Origin of the sequence: Acetobacter senegalensis (assembly GCF_001499615.1) — a bacterium.
In the GTDB taxonomy this organism is placed as follows: Bacteria; Pseudomonadota; Alphaproteobacteria; order Acetobacterales; family Acetobacteraceae; genus Acetobacter; species Acetobacter senegalensis.
The window spans coordinates 3269750-3287654 of the sequence record NZ_LN606600.1 but is presented as its reverse complement, the minus strand read 5'-3'; the positions used below and the strand labels follow the sequence as shown (position 1 = coordinate 3287654).

Below are 17905 nucleotides of genomic sequence, written 5' to 3'. Positions count from 1 at the left end.
CTTCAATCCTTAAACACCCAGCGCCTGGCGTCCCGCTTTATTACGTAAAAGCTCCGCATGGGGGGCATGAATACGCCCACATAAAGCATCCCGATGACAACGCTCCAGATCATTACGTGCAGAAAGACCTGCATTGCCAGCAATAGCCAATAAGGACTGCGTCAAACCTGCGGCGCCATCAACCGTCTGTACCTTGATCAGAACTGCTTCTTTCTGAATACGTTCCTTATCCCTGAGCGCCACAGCCTCTGCAAAAGAGCGTAAAAGGGTCTGATTTAGATCCAGCGCGATCCGTATACCGCCGATCACGTCCTGCATGGCGGGAAGCGTTGCAAGAGCGGCACCCAGATTGGACGGTTTGCGCTCTTTAAGAAAATTTTCGGTCCAACCAACAGCCGTCCGCACAACACCATCATAAAGCGCTCCTAGCAGCCCCTGATTCCACATCCCCAGCACTTTGCCAAAATTGGATGCTTGACCAGCTTTTTCCTTAAAAACGAGATGATCATTCGGCACGGCAACATCTGTCAGCACTATCTCCTGGCTGGCCGAAGCCCGCATACCCACATGATCCCATGTCGAAAGAACGGCTATGCCTGAAGCCTCTCTTGGTATCAGAAAAAAAGCAATCTCCGGCTCAGGACCATCCGTTCTGGCCCGCACCAGCAACCAGGAAAGAGCGAGTATGCCTGTTGCGTACGCTTTGCGGCCGGTAAGGCTCCATCCCTGATCTGTTTTCTGCGCCACTGTTCCCGGCAGCCCGCCCCGCGATGCTGAACCCTGATCAGGCTCAGCCAGCAACGCATTGATCAATTTACCCGCTGTTGCCTCTCTGTCCTGAAGCGGGACAGGATAAGACGGTAATGAGCGCAATTCTGCATGCACCATATAATGGTTTACCAAAACAAGAGCAGCAACAGGATCAGCCTGCGCAATGGTCCCAATCAGAGCCTGAGCACTTGCCAGATCACATTCTGCACCACCTTGTGAACGCGGTAATACCAGATCAAGCGCCCCGGCTTGAGCAAGAGCCTGCATTGTTTCAAATGGGAAAACAGCCGTTCTGTCTGCTTCTCGCGCTCTGATTTTCACCTCAGGGAGTATTTCAGATACTTTTTTCTGAACACATGTAATCTGTTGGTCTATATCCTGCGCCGTCATAGAATACAGTCTTTCCCTGTCATAAACGCGTTAATTTAACCATTAATTTTCGTTGTTTAATAGTTTATTTGAATTCAATAGATAATAAAAGGAATACCCATCCTGTCTTTCCGGAGCATCTGACTTCCATTCTGATCCAAAAAGAGACTGGTTTTCATAAAACAAGAAACAATACGGAGATCTTTTTTCATGGCGCCTCCCTCCCTTCCCCTCTTTGCACCCAAACTCCGCCGCCGATCGCTCCTCACTGCGGCACTTGCTACTACGGCAGGGGCCACACTTCTCGTCCCCCAGCACAGCTTGGCTCAAAGTGCGGATAAAACTCTCCGAATTGGCTATCAACGGTATGGGACACTTATTATTCTCAAACAGTCAGGTTTGTTGGAAAAAGCCCTGTCTTCTGTAGGGTGGACTATCAAATGGTCCGAGTTTATTGCAGGGCCACAAATGTTGCAGGCTCTGGCTGCCAACGCCATTGATCTTGCAGAAACAGGTGATGCCCCTCCCATCTTTGCTCAGTCCAACTGGCCAGACAGATTGGTCTATATCGGGCACAGCGGCCCCGCCCCCTTGGGTGAAGGCCTATTGGTCCAGAAAGAAGGAGAGATAAAAACACTGAAGGATCTGAAAGGCAAAAAAGTCGCCTTCAACAGGGGCTCAAATGTCCATTACCTGCTGCTGAATGCTCTCACTCAAGCTGGATTAACAATTGCGGATATTCATCCTGTTAATCTGACACCCGCCGCCGCACGGGCTGCTTTTGAAACGGGCCAAATTGACGCATGGGCCATCTGGGACCCCTATCTTGCCGCAGGTGAGGCACTCCCTTCAGCCAGACTGCTGACAAATGCCGAGAATCTCTCTCCCAATCGGCAATTCCTGCTCTCAGCCCGCGCTTTTGCAGAACAGAATCCTGATATTGTGCGGCGCATCATCTCGACGCTTTCGGGCCTGAAAGCATGGGTTACCCAAAATCAACAGGATCTGGTGCACACGCTTGCAACAAGCACCGGGCTTGAGGCAAGCGTTATCCAGACGGCACTCTCACGCCTTTCTCTGGACGTCGATTTCATGGACGCCCAAACTCAGGCCGAACAGCAAAAAGCTGCCGACCTGCTCACCCAAAAAGCCCTTATACCGCATAGCCTCCATGTGCAGGACATGATCTGGAAGGGTTAGTCCTCACGCACCGGGAAACGTCCTTCAAACGCCAGCTCCCCCAAAGTCCGGCGGCCAGAGGGCGTTTCCTTTCCCTGCAAGGTTTCCGGCAGATGGCTCTTATCACCTTGCTGACCAATAACAACTGCGGCATGCAGGGCATAATCTTCCGGCAGTTCCAGCCCAGCGCGCGCCAACGCATGATCAAATCCGCTGATTGGATGTGTTGCCCACCCCGCATGAGACGCCTCCAACTGAATCAGAAGCGCTGCGGCACCGGCATCAAACGCGTGGCTAGGCGCAGGAACCGGCTCTCCGGTGCTGCTGGAAAATGTGACGGTATGAGAGGCGATAAAAACCAGAGCAGACGCATGTTGTGCCCATGCCTGATTAAACGGAATAAGCCAGGAGAGGAAACGCTCCCAATCCGGCGTATCCCGTCTGGCATACAGGAAACGCCACGGCTGGCCGTTATAAGCTGACGGTGCCCAGCGACCAGCTTCCAGAAAAGTCAGTAAATTTTCCTGAGATATGGGAGTAGGTGTAAAAGCACGGGGCGACCAGCGATCCACAATAAATGGGCTGGCAGAAGTGTCGGCTGAACGTTCTGGCGCTTTGGTCATATCGTTTTTATGCCTTTCAAAAGTAAAAATTCTTAGCTGTTCTGCACGCCTAACGCCTGCAGCAACTCGCTTCGTAACTCCTCAAACACAGGGTGAGCATGCCGACGAGGGCGTGAAAGGGGCACGGGTAGATCAACCTTGATCTTCCCATGTTCCAGCACCAAGACCCGATCTGCCAGCACCAAAGCCTCATCCACGTCATGCGTCACCAGCAAGGTTGTGCACTGGTGTTTCCTCCACAACGTCAGAACAAGAGCCTGCATCTGAATTCGGGTCAACGCATCCAATGCGGCAAAGGGCTCATCCAACATCAGGAAAGATGGGTCGCGTACAAGCGCACGCGCCAACGCCACCCTTTGCGCCTCTCCACCAGAAAGAGTCAGCGGCCATGCGTCCACCCGATGCACCAGGCCCACTTCTGTCAAAACCTGCAAGGCACGTTTTTTTGCTTCGGGCCCTTTTTGCCCCAACACCACATTTTGCCAGACACGCCGCCACGGCAGCAGACGACTTTCCTGAAATACGACGGAAACAGCTGTGGGCCGGACCACGTCTCCATACTCAACCGGGTCCAGCCCGGCCAAGGTCCGCAATAAAGTGGACTTGCCAGACCCACTGCGGCCCAGCAACGCAACAAATTCTCCTGCCGGAATATTCAGAGACAAATGATCCAGCACAGCAGGGCCGTCACCAAACCGCTTGGTTAAACCGGAAATACGCACATCTGCTCTTTCCCGAACCAACAGACCCTGCCCCTTTTCTCCGTTTGAGATGATATGGTTCATACGCGCGTACCGCCCTGCATTTGCCATACCAGCAGCCAACGCTCCCCAGCCCTCACAAGTCGGTCAGAAATCAATCCCAGCAAACCGTAAACAATCAATCCGACCAGAATAATATCTGTTCGTAAAAAATCTTCTGCATCCATCATCATGTGGCCAATGCCACTTTCTGCATTCACCTGCTCCGCCACAACAAGCATCAGCCATGCAACACCCAACGCATAGCGCACCCCGAGCAGCAAGTCTGGCAAAGCTCCAGGCAGGATCACATCCATGATGGTCTGAACACGGGAGAGAGCAAGCGTGCGCGCCATTTCCAGAAGCTTGGGATCGATATTCCGAATGCCTTTATGTAAATTGAGATAGATTGGAAAAAGCGCCCCCAGTAAAACCAGTAGAATTTTTGGCTCTTCTCCAATACCAAACCATAAGATGAACAGCGGCGCCAAAGCCAAAGCAGGAAGCGTACGGAGTATCTGAAGGGGAGCATCAATTATGTCCTCCCCCAAGCGGGAAAGTCCTGCAATCAGTGCTAATGTCACCCCGATTACCAAGGCGAGAGCAAAGCCAAGGCTGGCCCGTTCAAGAGACACAAGAAGATTGGTAGGCAAGGAGCCATCCTTGATCAATCCCCATGCCGTATGAGCAAGCTGAACAGGTGACGGCAATATCCGCGCGGAAACAAGCCCGGATACGCTTGCTATCTGCCAAATAGCAAGAAGAAGAAGAGGCGAAAGAAACCTGCGACTTTCCCTCCCAACAAAACGTAATTGCCGTATCCGTAACTCTTGGGCTGCCCGGTGCCCAGAATAGCTTTCTGCCATCAAACAGCCTTTCTTATTCTGCGCCCACGTTCCCTAACGCCGCCCTAAGTTTCCATGCAGTTCGTTATTTATCTATATAACCTGTTTTTACGATTGTTTAATACACACAAAATAAAACGTGAAATTTGAGTCTCATCCCTTTCTCATAAAGAAACATACAACTCTTACTCAAGACCACCGAAGATAAAGAGTGCGCTCACTCCCTATCACCTCACAAAAGTGGCGAGAATAATATCCTATCATATTGTTTTATATAACTTTTTAACTCTCACACTGCACAGCCTCCCTCCACATTCTTGTAGTGTTAATTTTGCAACACACATTATATTTTGTTGTTTATATATTTACCGATCATTTTTGTCATTATATTCCACCCACTCTAGTCGCATAATTATCTCACCCTGACGGATTAAAAATATGGATCACCTCGCCGCACCTCGTTCTACACTTACGGTTCGTGCTTCACGTGTGTGTTCCTTTTTCATGATGCCCCCTTTCAGAACAGGGCTCCTGCTGACAACCTCAGCGCTGGTGACAGCCTCGGCAGCACTGGCCAGCACGCCTCCTGTGACGCATAACGCTGCCCCCAGCACTGCGCGCACCATTTCAGCCGCACACAAAAAGGCGGTTCATGTTCATACGCACTCCCATGCTCCAGAAGCAGACAATATGGAGGGTATGCACCACGAGCACTCTGCTACGCACACCAGCCATACAGCAGAACAGATCCTCGTAACGCACCATCATACGCCTGCCGTTATGCAGGCTGAACGCAGGCTCTCCCGTATTCCCGGCGGAACCAGTGTTATTGACGCATCCGTCATGCTACGTGGGCGAAGCGCCACAAATGCGGATTCCTTCAAGTATCAAGCTGGTGTTTTCGCACAGGCTCCTTGCGGATCAGATGACTTGCGCATTTCCATCCGTGGTTCAGGCATCCAGACAGGGCTGAATGCAACACGTTCCGGTATTCTCTTCCTGTTTGATGGTTTGCCGTTGACCACGCCTATTGGAACCGTGAACGAACTACAGGAGCCACTGGGCATAAAATATACAGAAGTCCTGCGCGGCGGAAATGGTTTTGATTACGGCTCCCTCATGTTAGGCGGCGCGATCAACTATGTCACAAATACTGGCTATGATGCCCAAACCTATCAAGCCCGTGTGGAAGCCGGTAGCTTTGGTTACGTCAAGGAGCAGCTCAGTTCAGGCAAGGTGATTGGCAAACATGATTATTATATCAGCGTCACCAACTCTTATCGCTCAGGGTATCAGGAAAGCACAAAATCCACCAACTTCGGTGTTAATTTCAATTATGGTTATAAATTCAATGATCGTGTTGAAAACCGGTTTTTCTTCCGCTACCGCCAGACGTCTGAAGGTAACCCCTATTATCTGACCCGTGCCCAGGTTGCACAAAACCCCAAGCAGGCACAGGAACCCTACCGTTACTGGGGAACAAAAACGATTGAACCTGGCACAAAGTACGCGGCAGACCGTGTCAGCATACGCATAGATGACAACTCAAAGCTTATGCTCGGCTTTGTTTATATGAACGCCCCCATGGACCATGAACTGGGCAACACTGCTTCTCTTTATGATATCGATTACGCATCTGGCGTTCTCAGTTACCAACGTCATGATACCTTGTTCGGTCTAAAGAGCGATACAGATGTGGGGGTATACACAACGCATGATTTGCACGCCACAATTGACAACCGTGTCCGACGCGCCGATGCCTATCCGGGTGTTGCAATCGGCACACTGGTCACACGCTCCCATTTGGGCGGAAGTGACAATGTATTTCATGTTAGCAACAATACGGAAGTTTTTCATAATTTCTGGTTAACGGTCGCTGGTGCACTGGATTATTCCCCCCGTTCGGGTAGCCAGACATATCCGGAAAAAAGCCGCTTTAGTCAGGATGCTCTGTATTTTTCTCCGCGCGCCGGTTTCCGATATGTCATTAACCCGCATATTCAGGTTTACGGAAATGTCAGTCGCAGTGTCCAACCAGCACAGGATTGGCAGTATCTCTCCGGTAATCTCTATACCAGTGGCATCGCAACCGGTTTAACCAAAGACTGGAGCATGCTGAAACCCCAGACTGCCACCTCGTTTGAAGTTGGTACCAGCGGAGAATATGCCGGAACACAGTGGAGTTTGTCCTACTACCATTCGGCTGTGCGCAATGAATTACTCTCTGTCATGACACCCACGTCACAGCTGTATAACAACGCAACCTATGGGAATGCCTCCCCCACCACGCATCAGGGTGTGGAGTTTGCACTTCATTCCAATCTTTACCAATGGGCAGGAAACGTCATTTCTTTACGGCAAGCCTATACTTATCAGGACTTCCGCTTCAATCATGACCCGGTATGGGGCCATAACCACATTCCCGGCATTCCCCAGCATTACTATCAGGGAGAACTGCATCTGGACCTGAAAAACGGGTTTTATGCCGCCGTTGATGCTGAAGTCGCATCATCTGTTCTGGCATCTTATGATAACCGCTACCGGGCAGCCCCTTACCATATTTACAACTTCAATATGGGATACCAGTGGCCCCAAAAGCATCGACAGGTTTATCTCAGCTTCCACAACCTTGCGAACAAGCATTACGCAACCGGCGTAGTTCCTGTTTACGGAAGCGGCACCACACAGCCTTCTGCGCTGCTGGTGGGCGATGGGTTCGGCATTTTCGCCGGAATTTCAGTAGGGTTTGACTAAGCCCTACTTTTCCCTTGCGATTGTATTCTTTAGCTTCAAGCCATATCTGGCTCCTTTCCTGAAGGAGTCAGGCAAATGCTGTCTAAGGGGCAAATTTTCATCAATTACGTTGGGGGGCGTTCAGATCGCCTCTTCCCCAACATTTTTGACTGAGACATCGGCCTGCCCCTTCAGCCAATATCCCGACGCCTTGAGCCACCGAGCATTAATACCCCGTTCTTCAAGCAGATAATGTCGCACTGCTTTTGCCACGTGGGCCTCAGCTCCCACCCAAACAAAGGTGCGTTCCGGTATTTCAATATCAGCCAGCTTTGCAAGAAGACCTTGTGCCTGATCTGCCTCTTCAAGTGGCCTATAAACCCAGTGCGCATCATGCTGGGCTGATGTTTCGAAGCTCTGTTCGTCTTCCTGGTCAGATACAGCGACAACCGTTATCACAGAACTCCGCTCCGGAAGCTCTTCCACACGCCGCCCGATAGCTGGCAGGCCCGTTTCATCCCCGATCAACAGCCAACTGGTTACACTCTCTGATACGATCTGCGATCCACGGGGGCCGCCAATCTCCAGAGTATCCCCTACTGTCGCTGCACGAGCCCACGCAGCAGCCGGCCCACCGTGATGATTGACAAAATCCAGAACCAGCATTCCAGTTTTGGCATCATAACGGCGCGGTGTGTAATCCCGCCGCGTAAGAACACCGTCCAGCCCGGGGATGAAGATCTTGATGTGATCATCAGGAGAAGCGCTGATAAACCCAGCCAGTTCCGGGCCAGTCAACGCGATACGGATCATATGCGGCGTTAAACGCTCTACCGATGCAACTTCCAACCGACGCCGCCGAAGTTCGTGGCGTACGCGGTGAATTTGGGGAGCATCATTTTGCTGGGGTGGGAGTAATGCACTCATATGTCTATTTCCTTCTCCAGCCAAACAGGGGAGAAGATAAATCCCCCCCCCTCCGAATATAAAGTGTGTCAGGATTGGCTAATGCCGCGCGCAGCCTCATCAAGGAGAGCAGCAATTTTTTCCTCGGTCGCTGCATCAAGGCCACCATTACGTAGCCGAAGCCTTAAGGCTGTCTTGAGGTTTTCCATACCGCGCATAATGGGCACCGGGATATTTCGTCTTCCTCCGCGCCCATCTGGCTCGGCAGTCGCGGCCCTTGAGAGAATTTCTTCCAATCCCCCCTTGTTGGCCCCAAGAAAAGCCTCACCTTCCGGCGTGATATGGTAGCTTTTGCGTCCGTCTTCCTCGGAAAACTTCACGTAACCAGCCTCATCCAGCCAGGTAAGCGTGGGGTAAATTACACCCGGACTAGGGGTGTAACTTCCTCCGAATGTTTCTTCGATGGTCTTGATCAGTTCATAGCCATAGGTCGGTTTTTTACTGATCAGATCAAGCACCAGAAGACGCATCTCACCGTAATCGAAGAGTCTGTTGCGCCCGCCTCGACGACCACCGCCACGACCATGGCGCCGTCCTTCTGGACGGGATGAACCTCCGGCACCTAGGCCTTCGGGAGAAAATGTCTGACGGTGACGACCGTCTGCGTGTCTATTTCTGTGTTTCATAATTCCGATATAAGTCTCGATATATCGCATGTCAAGATATATCGAGACTTATATCTAGATATGGTTTTGGCTTGCCTCTCGCTGCCTTCTTCTCTCGCGTAGCTCAGAAACTCAAATGGAGGCTCCCGTGCTAAAACCCAAACAGGAGCCGAGCGACATTGCGCTAAAAACCAGGCTGATTTTTATGAAAAAATATCAGGCCAACAGAGCACTAACTCTGCCAAGCGCGCAAAACAGGCTTATTCTGAATGGCGAGAAGGAGACCCTTCCTGCGTCCGGTAACGCGACAAGAAGCAGGAAAGGTCTTTCGAGGTATCAATACAGAGAAGCTTAATGTTTCTGCGTATTGAGCCAAACATGGATTTGCGCCTGCGCCGCCCGCATGGCCTCTTTACGGGCACCAATTTCGCTTAACGCCTTGGCCGTGGCAATTTTAGCGCCGGTTGTCTTGACTGACGCGGGATCGTTTTCCAACGCGCCAGCTATGTCCGCGTTATCTGAATGTACAGCTATACCCGCAAGAAACCCATCCTGAGACCATGGAGCTAGATGGGTTCTGATCTCGGCCTCATGTTGTTTCACAAGTTTCCATACCAGATCCGGGTTCTCGCTACTGTCCGCCACTCTGGAGAGTGCCATGGCAATACGGCCGTTTGGAATGGCACCGCTATAAGCCAGCGCGACAGTCTGCTCAATCAGCGCAGGGTTTGTGGCTCCTGCCATGGCGTTAAACAGACGCAGCTTGACTTCTGTCGCCTGTGTCGCGCGCACCTTGGCAGCCATAATGTCATATGTTTTCTGATCAGCGTGCTTCATGGCAAGGCTGGCAACCACACCCACAAGATCAGGACGAACAGAAGCAGGATTATCCAGCCACTGCGCAAAACGCTTTTGAGCTTCCGTCACCACTGCCGGGTCTTCAAATTGACCGAGCGCGGAAAGAACCAAAGGCCGCAACATGGTATCCAGAACGTTTTCATCTGGCTTCTGATCCCACCCAAGACGCGCCAACACAGACGCCAGTCCTTTACGCGCATAAGCCCGGAACAAAGAGCGGTCGGCTGAGCCCTTCAGATAGTCATCTAACGCGTCAAACTTGCCAATAATTTCCTGAAGCACTGCAATGTTGTCTTCATGTGCGTTCAGAAGACGATCAGCCAGCGTCAGGTATGAAGAAAGCTGTGCCTGCCCAGACTGGAAAAGGGCAAACTGATCCCCCAGCAGGTTAGCCTTATCCACTGCTTCAAATGTGGTAATATTCTTCGCCAACGCATCAAAAGCAGATGGCATATAACGGACACGATAATAACCGCTTTCCCCCAAGTTCATCTTGAATGGGGCGTCACACCCGCGCACGGATAGCGTTTGAGGCACCTTGCCCAGCACCAGTTTTTGAGTCTGCAACCCAGGGCCACCAGCCACCACCGGAATACTCCACACCAGATCCTTCGGGTTGGGATCATGGATGGTAAAGCGAGACTGTGTCAGAGTATAAACTGTTTTCCCCTTTTCACAGGCTGCTGCAACATTGACCAGTGGAATGCCCGGCTGTTCCGTAAAACTGCGGGCTACCTGGCCAACCTCCTGCCCCGATGCACCTGACAACGCATTCCACAAATCCTGGCTGGTCGCACTGCCATATGCATGCGCTTTCATGTAAGCCCGCATCCCTTGGCGGAAACGCTCCTCACCCAGCCATCCTTCCAACATACGGATAACCAGTTCGCCTTTGCCGTAACTGATCCCGTCGAACGCTGAATTCGCTTCACTTACGTTGTGAATAGTTTGCTGAATGGGGTGCGTACTGGGCAGTGCATCAGTGCCCATCGTTTCTTCCCGTGTTTCGTGCTGGCGGGGCCAGATCTCCCATTGCGGGTTCATTTTGTCTGTCGCCTTGATTTCCATCCAGGAGGCGAACCCTTCATTCAGCCAGATATTATCCCACCACCCCATGGTGACCAGATCACCAGACCATTGGTGTGCCATTTCATGGGCAACCACTTCATAAATCAGTTCACGCGTGCGGGGGGTGCTGTTTTTGGGGTCAAACAGAAGTACATTATCAATGTAGGTCAGAAGGCCCCAGTTCTCCATGGCTCCGGCCTGATAGTTACCAGGAATAGCCACCATATCCATTTTGGGGAGCGGATATTTTACCCCGAAATAACTATTATAATAGGGCAGTATCTTTTCTGCAGCATGAAGCGCAAAGTCCCCCTGCCCTTCCAGACCCGATGGCGCATAAACAGCCAAAGGCGTTCCATCAGCCTGACCGCGAACAGCCTTCATGTCTCCCGCAACCAATGCCAGAAGATAAGTGGACATGTGCGGTGTTTGCGCAAACCAGACCCTTTTCAGCCCAGCGCCTTCAGGTTTGGAGCTTGTAACAGGCATATTGCTCACGGCCACATAGTCTGTAGGCAAGGCCACATCCAACTGGAAGGTTGCCTTGAAGGCCGGCTCATCCCAGCCGGGGAACATACGCCGCGCATCTGCAACCTCAAACTGGGTTACAAGCATGCGTTTTGCTTCGCCCTTGAGGGACGTGTAATCATCAACATAAATACCGTTCGGCGTTTTCAGAATGGGCCCGGAATATGTGATGGCCAGTGTATGCACCCCCTTCGCCACGTCCTTGGGGAAACGCAAGGTTACTGTCTCCGCAGCGTCATTCTGGCTGATCTCTGCTTTGACAGCATTATCCAGAACAGCGCCCTCAAGCTTGAGACCTGCCTGGTTCATCGTCATCTCAGCCGTAGCGGAAAGGACATTCACCTTGATCGTTTCCCGCCCGGTCAGGGACAGATGGTCCATGTCCGTTGCAAGATGAATAATGTAGGAAAGGGGCGCAACTGTCTTGGGCAGTTCTCCGGGCGCATTCTGAAATGAAAAGGCTTGCTCAGCATATGCCGGAACCACAAACTGCATCCCGGCAAGCAATGTTGTAAAAGACAAAAACCTACGCATAAAATTGCTTCTCTCCAGAAAGTGAACACAATGAGGCTCTTCACGCCCCTGATTTTCGGTGCGCGCATCGTGGCATAATCAGGACGCAGCTAGAAGCTCTCCTGCCGGGATTTCTTTCTGAGAGAGCAACAGACGGATTCCGTCTCTTTCTGACCAGACGGTAAATTTCTTTCACACGGACAAAAACGGCATCTTATTGCGAAAACGAATCGTATTTGGCAACTTTCACTCACATGTCATGACGGCACCCGTTTTCAGAATCGACCCAGAAAAATCATAAAGGGCCCATGTTATAACAGAATAAAATTTATAACATTTCCAAATAGATAGTTCTTTTATGCGCCCGTTTCGGGGCTCATCAGACAAATCTGCCCATTAGAATAAAATATGAATTTTTTATGTATTTTTTAAGTCAAAGACGAAAAGAAGTTGACTTACAGATATCAATGCAAGGAATGTGTCTGAATATCTTAATTCACATTCAAAACGACCGTCGGAATCAAAGTAATGGCGTCCAAGCTCCTCATCAATGAGTTTATGTTTAATCCAAGTGTTTCTGGTGACCCCGATGAATTCATTGAAGTAAAAGGAGATGCGTCCACTGACTACAGTGAATGGTCTATTATAGTTGTTGATGGTGACGGTACTGCTGCCGGAAAAATTGATAACGTTTTTCAGGTTGGAACAACCAGCAGTGACGGTTACTGGGCCACACCGTTCCTGACAAATACTTTGCAGAACGGCACACAAACTGTCCTTCTGGTCAAAGACTTCACTGGCAAGGTGGGAGATAACGTCGATACGACCAAAAGCGGCACCTTCACATCCACGCCGTGGTCTGAAATCGGGGATACCATTGCCGTCTCGGATGGCGGAAAAGGCGATCCAACCTACGCCGATGCCCCCGTTCTTACCGGCGCACGTGCAGCCGGGGCCTCTCGCATACCCGATGGCACAGATACGGACAGCGCGTCTGACTGGGTAGCAGACGACCCTTCCCTGGCTGGTATTGACGGATACGGAACGACAGCGGCAGCCGGTACCGTGCTGGTCACCCCAGGCGCAGCCAATAATGGAACAAATAGCGGTGACTCTGACACCGATGACAGTAGCGGATCTGACGGGTCTGATACAGGCGGCGGAAACAGCGGTTCTTCCGGGAATGATGGTACGGGAAACACCTCCCCCCAACAGCTAACCGTTCAGCAGATTAACGGAACGGGCTATTTCAGCACCTACGCCAACAGTTCAGTCATGACGACGGGCGTGGTAACGGCTGTTGATACAAACGGCAGCATTGGCTTCTGGATACAGGAAAGCACAAAAGACAAGGATACCGTTGGTAGTTCCGCCATTTTTGTTTACGCTGGCAAAGATGCAGCATTGCCAACGGTCGGCACAACAGTCTCGGTCACAGGGACGGTAACCAATTATTCCGGCACCTCATGGGAGAAATCTCTAACACTGCCGGAAATCAACCTTGTTTCCTACACGGATACCGGCGCATCCTACACGCAGGTCGCCCCCACCCTGATCGGCCAAGGTGGAGAGACTGTTCCCGCCAGTTCTTATCTGGGTGATCTGGCGCAGGCCATCAACCTCAATCAGAGCACAGCAACTCTCAGCCCGGATACTAACGCGCTCGATTTCTACCGGAACCTGCTCGGACAGCTTGTTACCCTTAACAATGTCGTAGCGGTTAGCGCTTCTTCAGGAAATGCCGTGTGGGTTGTGCCAGATAACGGAAACGGCCTGTTAACACCAACAGGTGCGCTTCAAAGCACAGAAACCAGCATCAACACGCAGCGCGTTGAACTCTATTATGATAGCGGTGTGACCCCCGGCACAGCACCAAGTGTGGAGCTGGGAGATTCCCTAGGCAGCGTTACCGGCATCTTAACCTACTATAATGGCATCTACGAACTGGTTCCCACCACGCAGGTTACGGTTATTCACACCGAGCAGGAAAAGCCTGTTACCTCTTTCCACAAAGATGATCAGAATCTGCTGATCAGTGATTATAATATCGAGAATTTCAACGCGCTTGACCCGGCCAATGCAGACCGGCTGAAGCAGGTTGCGCAGATTATTGTTAAAAACCTTGATAATCCTGACATTCTTGCTCTTCAGGAAATTCAGGATGACAGCGGAACCACCAATGATGGCACCGTAAGCGCAGAACAAAATCTTGCAGCTCTTGTGCAGGCCATTGCGGCCGCCGGTGGCCCTACCTATTCCTGGGCGGAGGTCGATCCCGCCAACAATACACAAGGGGGTGTATCGGGCGGCAACATTCGCAGCGTATATCTCTACAATGCGGATCGGGTAACGCTGAAAGCGCCCGTCACCACCATTGGCAACGAGGAACTGAACGGTACGTTCAAAAATACCCGCCTGCCGCTGGTCGGGACATTTGAATTCAACGGCAAGGATGTCACTCTCCTCAACGTCCACCTGTCATCACAGGCCGGTAGTTCCGAACTCTACGGATCGACACAGCCTCCGGTCAATCATGGTGGCACCACAGCAACCGTCAACAACCGGATTGCTCAGGCTGAATACATTACAGACTACGTCAACAGTCTGCGTCAGCAGGACCCTGATGCAAAAATCGGGATTCTGGGCGACTTCAATGATACGGAATGGAGCGATGCCAATACGGTTTATACCAATGGCGGTTTGACGGACATGAGCTCCAAGGAAGACGCTTCCAACCGCTACACCTATATCTTTGAAGGAAACGCCCAGTCTCTGGACCACACAATCGGCACCTCTGCTTTTGCTGATGCCGGACAGTTTGAAACCGTGCATGTCAACACGGGCTATCTGGATGCTGAATCTGACCACGATCCATCCGTAACGCTTCTGGAAATATCAGACTACAGCGCCAACAGTGGAGAAACACTCGCCAATACAGTTGTCGCAAACGGGCAAACGGCTGTCGTCAAAACGGGCGCCAGTGCCGCAGATATCTCCGTAACAGATGGTGGGCGTCTGGCACTTTATTCCGGCAGTTCTGCATCCAACATTCAGTTGTCCAGCGGCGCACAGATTGATCTGCCAGAACTTACATGGTCTGATAACGCGACCCTCAGCCTGACAGATCCGTCTACCCTTAAGGTCTCCAACGGGACAGATACCTACTCCATCGCCCTTGATGGAAACTATAATGCGGCCTTTTTCTCCCTTGCGGCTTATGGAAGCGGCGGAACTGAACTGCTGACAGAAGGCACGCCCTGTTATTGTCGCGGCACATTGATTGAAACAGATCACGGTCCGGTTTCTGTTGAATTTCTGAAGATTGGCGATCTGGTCAAAACACTCCAGAATGGCTTCCGTCCAATCAAATGGATCGGCCGCCGCAGCTATTCCGGACGTTTTGCCGCCGGGAACAAGGAAATTCTGCCTGTGGTCTTCCGCCAGGGATCCCTTGGAAACGGGCTGCCTACTCAGGATCTTTCCGTCTCTCCGCTGCATGCAATGTATCTGGCCCATAAACTGGTGCCCGCCATGACGCTGGTTAACGATGTGAGCATCATTCAGGCAGAAGCCATGGATGAAGTGGCGTATTTTCACATCGAACTTGAAAGTCATGACGTCATCTTTGCCCACGGTGCCCCATCGGAAACGTTTGTTGATGATGACTCGCGCGGCATGTTCCTGAATGCCTCTGAATTCCAGATACTCTATCCGCAGGATCAGAAGCTACCGGCTCAGTATTGTGCCCCTCGTCTGGAAGAAGGTGCGGAACTGGAACAGCTCCGTACAGACCTGCTGCACCTGACCGGAATCCACACCCTGAAATCTGTTGGTACACTTTCAGGGTATATCGATACCGTGTCACACACCATTGTTCAGGGATGGGCGCGGGATAGCGCATCTGAAGAACCAGTCCGGCTCTCCATTCTGAATAATGGCGTGACGATAGGTGAGATTATTGCCAATCAGCCCCGTGCAGACGTGGGAAGCTCCTGTGGTTTCCGTTTCGAAATCCCCGGCGGACTTTCCCCCTTTGAGCGCCACGTTATTGAAGTGCAACGCATGGAAGATAGTGCCCCTCTTAAAAACAGCCCATGGATGCTTGACCTGAACGAAGAGACCCAAGCCCCCCTTTACACCACACAGCCCAATATCAATCTTGAGTCTTTTGAAGGCTACCTTGACGCTGTAAGCCGTGAGCAAATTCGAGGATGGGCCTGGAACCCGGCAACCCCGGATACACCTGTTGCCATTCAGATACTGGACAATGGCAAGTTGATTGCCACCACAGTTGCAAATGGCCTTCGTCCTGACGTGGAATTGAGTGGGCGTGCTCTACGTTGCGGCTTTGACGTCATTCTGCCTGTGGGTCTTTCCCCATTCAGCCGTCATGTCATTGAAGTTCGGCGAGCAAGTGATGGCATGCTGCTCAGTCATCCACATGTTCTGGAACCAGTGGATGCGTTTGATCCTGCATTTGCCCAGTCCGTCAGCCGTGCAGTCAAGGCCGTCAGCAAGGAACATCGTAAAGATGTGCTGTCCTTTCTGCTTGCACAGGTAGAACAGTTGACGCAGGAACACGCTCAGGAAACAAGTGGCAAAAAACAGGCAGTTCTGCATTCAGCCCATGCTCGACGGGGATTGAAAGCAGCCCGCCCGGCCAAGACGTGCCGAGCGCTCGTCATTGATACACAACGGCCAAACAAGGGCAGAGACGCGGGTTCACACGCTATCCTCTCCCACATCACTGCTCTGCAAGACCTTGGGTATGACGTAAGTTTTGTGGCGGCAGACCAGATGGAAGGGCCGGATCATCTCGACAACACCCCGGATGTTACCGTGCTGACGGCCCCCTTCTATCGCTCCGTAGAGGACGTGCTGTCTCGTCAGAACAACAGTTTTGACATTGTTTATCTGCACCGTGAGGAGATTGCCTCCCGCTATATGGGGCTTACCCGACGCCATCAGCCCAGAGCTCGGATTATATATAGCGTGGCTGATCTCCATTTCCTGCGCACACTCCGCCAGGCACAGATAGAAGCGCGCCCTGAACTAATTGCTGACTCCCGACGCTTAAAATTGCGGGAATATCAGGCCGCCTGTCAGGCAGATATTGTTCTGACCCATTCTCCAGCTGAAGCAGCTCTGCTTAAGGACGCTCTTCCACTGCTGAATACGGCAGTCATTCCATGGTCTGTTCCCTTGAAGGTTCATGAGAACAGTTTTGAGCAACGCAAGAACGTGCTGTTCCTGGGGAATTACGCCCACGCCCCCAACGTGGATGCCGCCCGCTGGCTGGTTGAAGAGATTATGCCTCTTGTATGGCTTAAAGACCCTTCAATCAAATGCCTGATTGCTGGAACCAATATGCCCACCCGCGTGCGTTCATTGCAAAAAGAAGGCGTAGATATCCTCGGAGAGGTTTCTGATCTGGACGCGCTTTTCTCCACTCTGCGCCTCAGCATTGCCCCCCTGCGTTTTGGTGCCGGGATCAAGGGCAAGGTTCTGGAAAGTCTGTCCTACGGTGTGCCCTGTGTCATGACACCAATTGCAGCAGAAGGTTTGCCGCTAACAGCAGGTCTCCATGAAAATCAAGGAGAGACAGCGCAGGAATTGGCTGAACAGATTTTACAACTCCATAACTCTCAGCCCCACTGGTGCAGAGCATCTATTGAAGGACGCCATCTGATCAGAATGACCTATAACCAGGAGCAAATCACCTCCCTTCTGGAAGACGCGATAAAATCAGAAGCCAGAAAAGCTGGCTGAACAAAGCCAAGAATTTTCCTCTAAAGCCGCTTATTCTGAAGCAGCTTTAGAGCACACCGCGAATAGATTGGCTCGCGAGATTCCCTGAGGGCGCGGGACATACTTCAAGATGAAGGCTGGCGAAGGCAGCCAGCCTTCATTCCGAAAACTTACCCGCAGGATTTACGAAACCGCATGATTGACGCGGTGCAAAATGACGGCATAAGTTATCGAGGCACGCCGCTCTGGCATGAGCGAAATCTCGTCGATCAAATGGGTTCAGGGCGCAAAACACGTGGGCGATCAGTGTTGCGCCGACATGGCCGGACATCATTCTTGCCGAACCAGAGCTGAAAGAG

10 protein-coding genes are annotated in these 17905 nt (G+C 51.7%); 3 read left to right on the top strand and 7 right to left on the bottom strand.

Annotation, left to right across the window (positions count from 1 at the left end):
• Positions 1-9: 9 nt before the first annotated feature.
• Positions 10-1038 carry an acyl-CoA dehydrogenase family protein gene (locus tag ASN_RS15300; RefSeq protein WP_231948262.1) on the bottom strand — a complete coding sequence of 343 codons (1029 nt, stop codon included), beginning with the start codon at positions 1036-1038 and terminating at the stop codon, positions 10-12.
• A gap of 312 nt (positions 1039-1350) precedes the next feature.
• Between ASN_RS15300 and ASN_RS15295 the strand changes: the two genes are divergently transcribed.
• On the top strand, positions 1351-2340 hold the full coding sequence (locus ASN_RS15295; protein WP_058988684.1) for an aliphatic sulfonate ABC transporter substrate-binding protein: 990 nt from the start codon (positions 1351-1353) through the stop codon (positions 2338-2340).
• Here ASN_RS15295 and ASN_RS15290 read toward each other — a convergent pair.
• From ASN_RS15290 to ASN_RS15280, 3 genes are read right to left on the bottom strand one after another with little or no spacing between them, the layout of a single operon-like run.
• Entirely contained in the window at positions 2337-2942 is a 606-nt protein-coding gene (locus ASN_RS15290; RefSeq protein ID WP_058988683.1) for a nitroreductase family protein, read from the bottom strand. The two genes, ASN_RS15295 and ASN_RS15290, sit on opposite strands and share 4 nt — an antisense overlap.
• A 32-nt stretch (positions 2943-2974) precedes the next feature.
• Complete coding sequence (locus ASN_RS15285) at positions 2975-3727, bottom strand: ABC transporter ATP-binding protein (protein ID WP_231948261.1); 753 nt, start codon at positions 3725-3727, stop codon at positions 2975-2977.
• A complete protein-coding gene (locus ASN_RS15280; RefSeq protein WP_099048387.1) occupies positions 3724-4503 on the bottom strand; it encodes an ABC transporter permease in 780 nt (259 codons plus the stop codon). The genes ASN_RS15285 and ASN_RS15280 overlap by 4 nt, the downstream gene beginning before the upstream one ends.
• Before the next feature lie 528 nt (positions 4504-5031).
• On the opposite strand from ASN_RS15280, the gene ASN_RS15275 reads away from it, so the two are divergent.
• A complete protein-coding gene (locus tag ASN_RS15275) occupies positions 5032-7281 on the top strand; it encodes a TonB-dependent receptor family protein (RefSeq protein ID WP_058989391.1) in 2250 nt (749 codons plus the stop codon).
• Between the two features lie 120 nt (positions 7282-7401).
• Here ASN_RS15275 and ASN_RS15270 read toward each other — a convergent pair whose 3' ends face one another.
• The 3 genes from ASN_RS15270 to ASN_RS15255 all read right to left on the bottom strand — a co-directional run bounded on the left by ASN_RS15270 (position 7402) and on the right by ASN_RS15255 (position 11819).
• Complete coding sequence (locus ASN_RS15270; RefSeq protein WP_058988681.1) at positions 7402-8187, bottom strand: siderophore-interacting protein; 786 nt, start codon at positions 8185-8187, stop codon at positions 7402-7404.
• 68 nt (positions 8188-8255) lie between these two features.
• Positions 8256-8852 carry a PadR family transcriptional regulator gene (locus ASN_RS15265; RefSeq protein ID WP_039903255.1) on the bottom strand — a complete coding sequence of 199 codons (597 nt, stop codon included), beginning with the start codon at positions 8850-8852 and terminating at the stop codon, positions 8256-8258.
• Between the two features lie 330 nt (positions 8853-9182).
• Complete coding sequence (locus ASN_RS15255) at positions 9183-11819, bottom strand: M1 family metallopeptidase (protein ID WP_058988679.1); 2637 nt, start codon at positions 11817-11819, stop codon at positions 9183-9185.
• A 507-nt stretch (positions 11820-12326) separates the two neighbouring features.
• Here ASN_RS15255 and ASN_RS15250 point away from each other — a divergent pair.
• A complete protein-coding gene (locus tag ASN_RS15250) occupies positions 12327-17567 on the top strand; it encodes a Hint domain-containing protein (protein WP_058988678.1) in 5241 nt (1746 codons plus the stop codon).
• Positions 17568-17905: the final 338 nt, after the last annotated feature.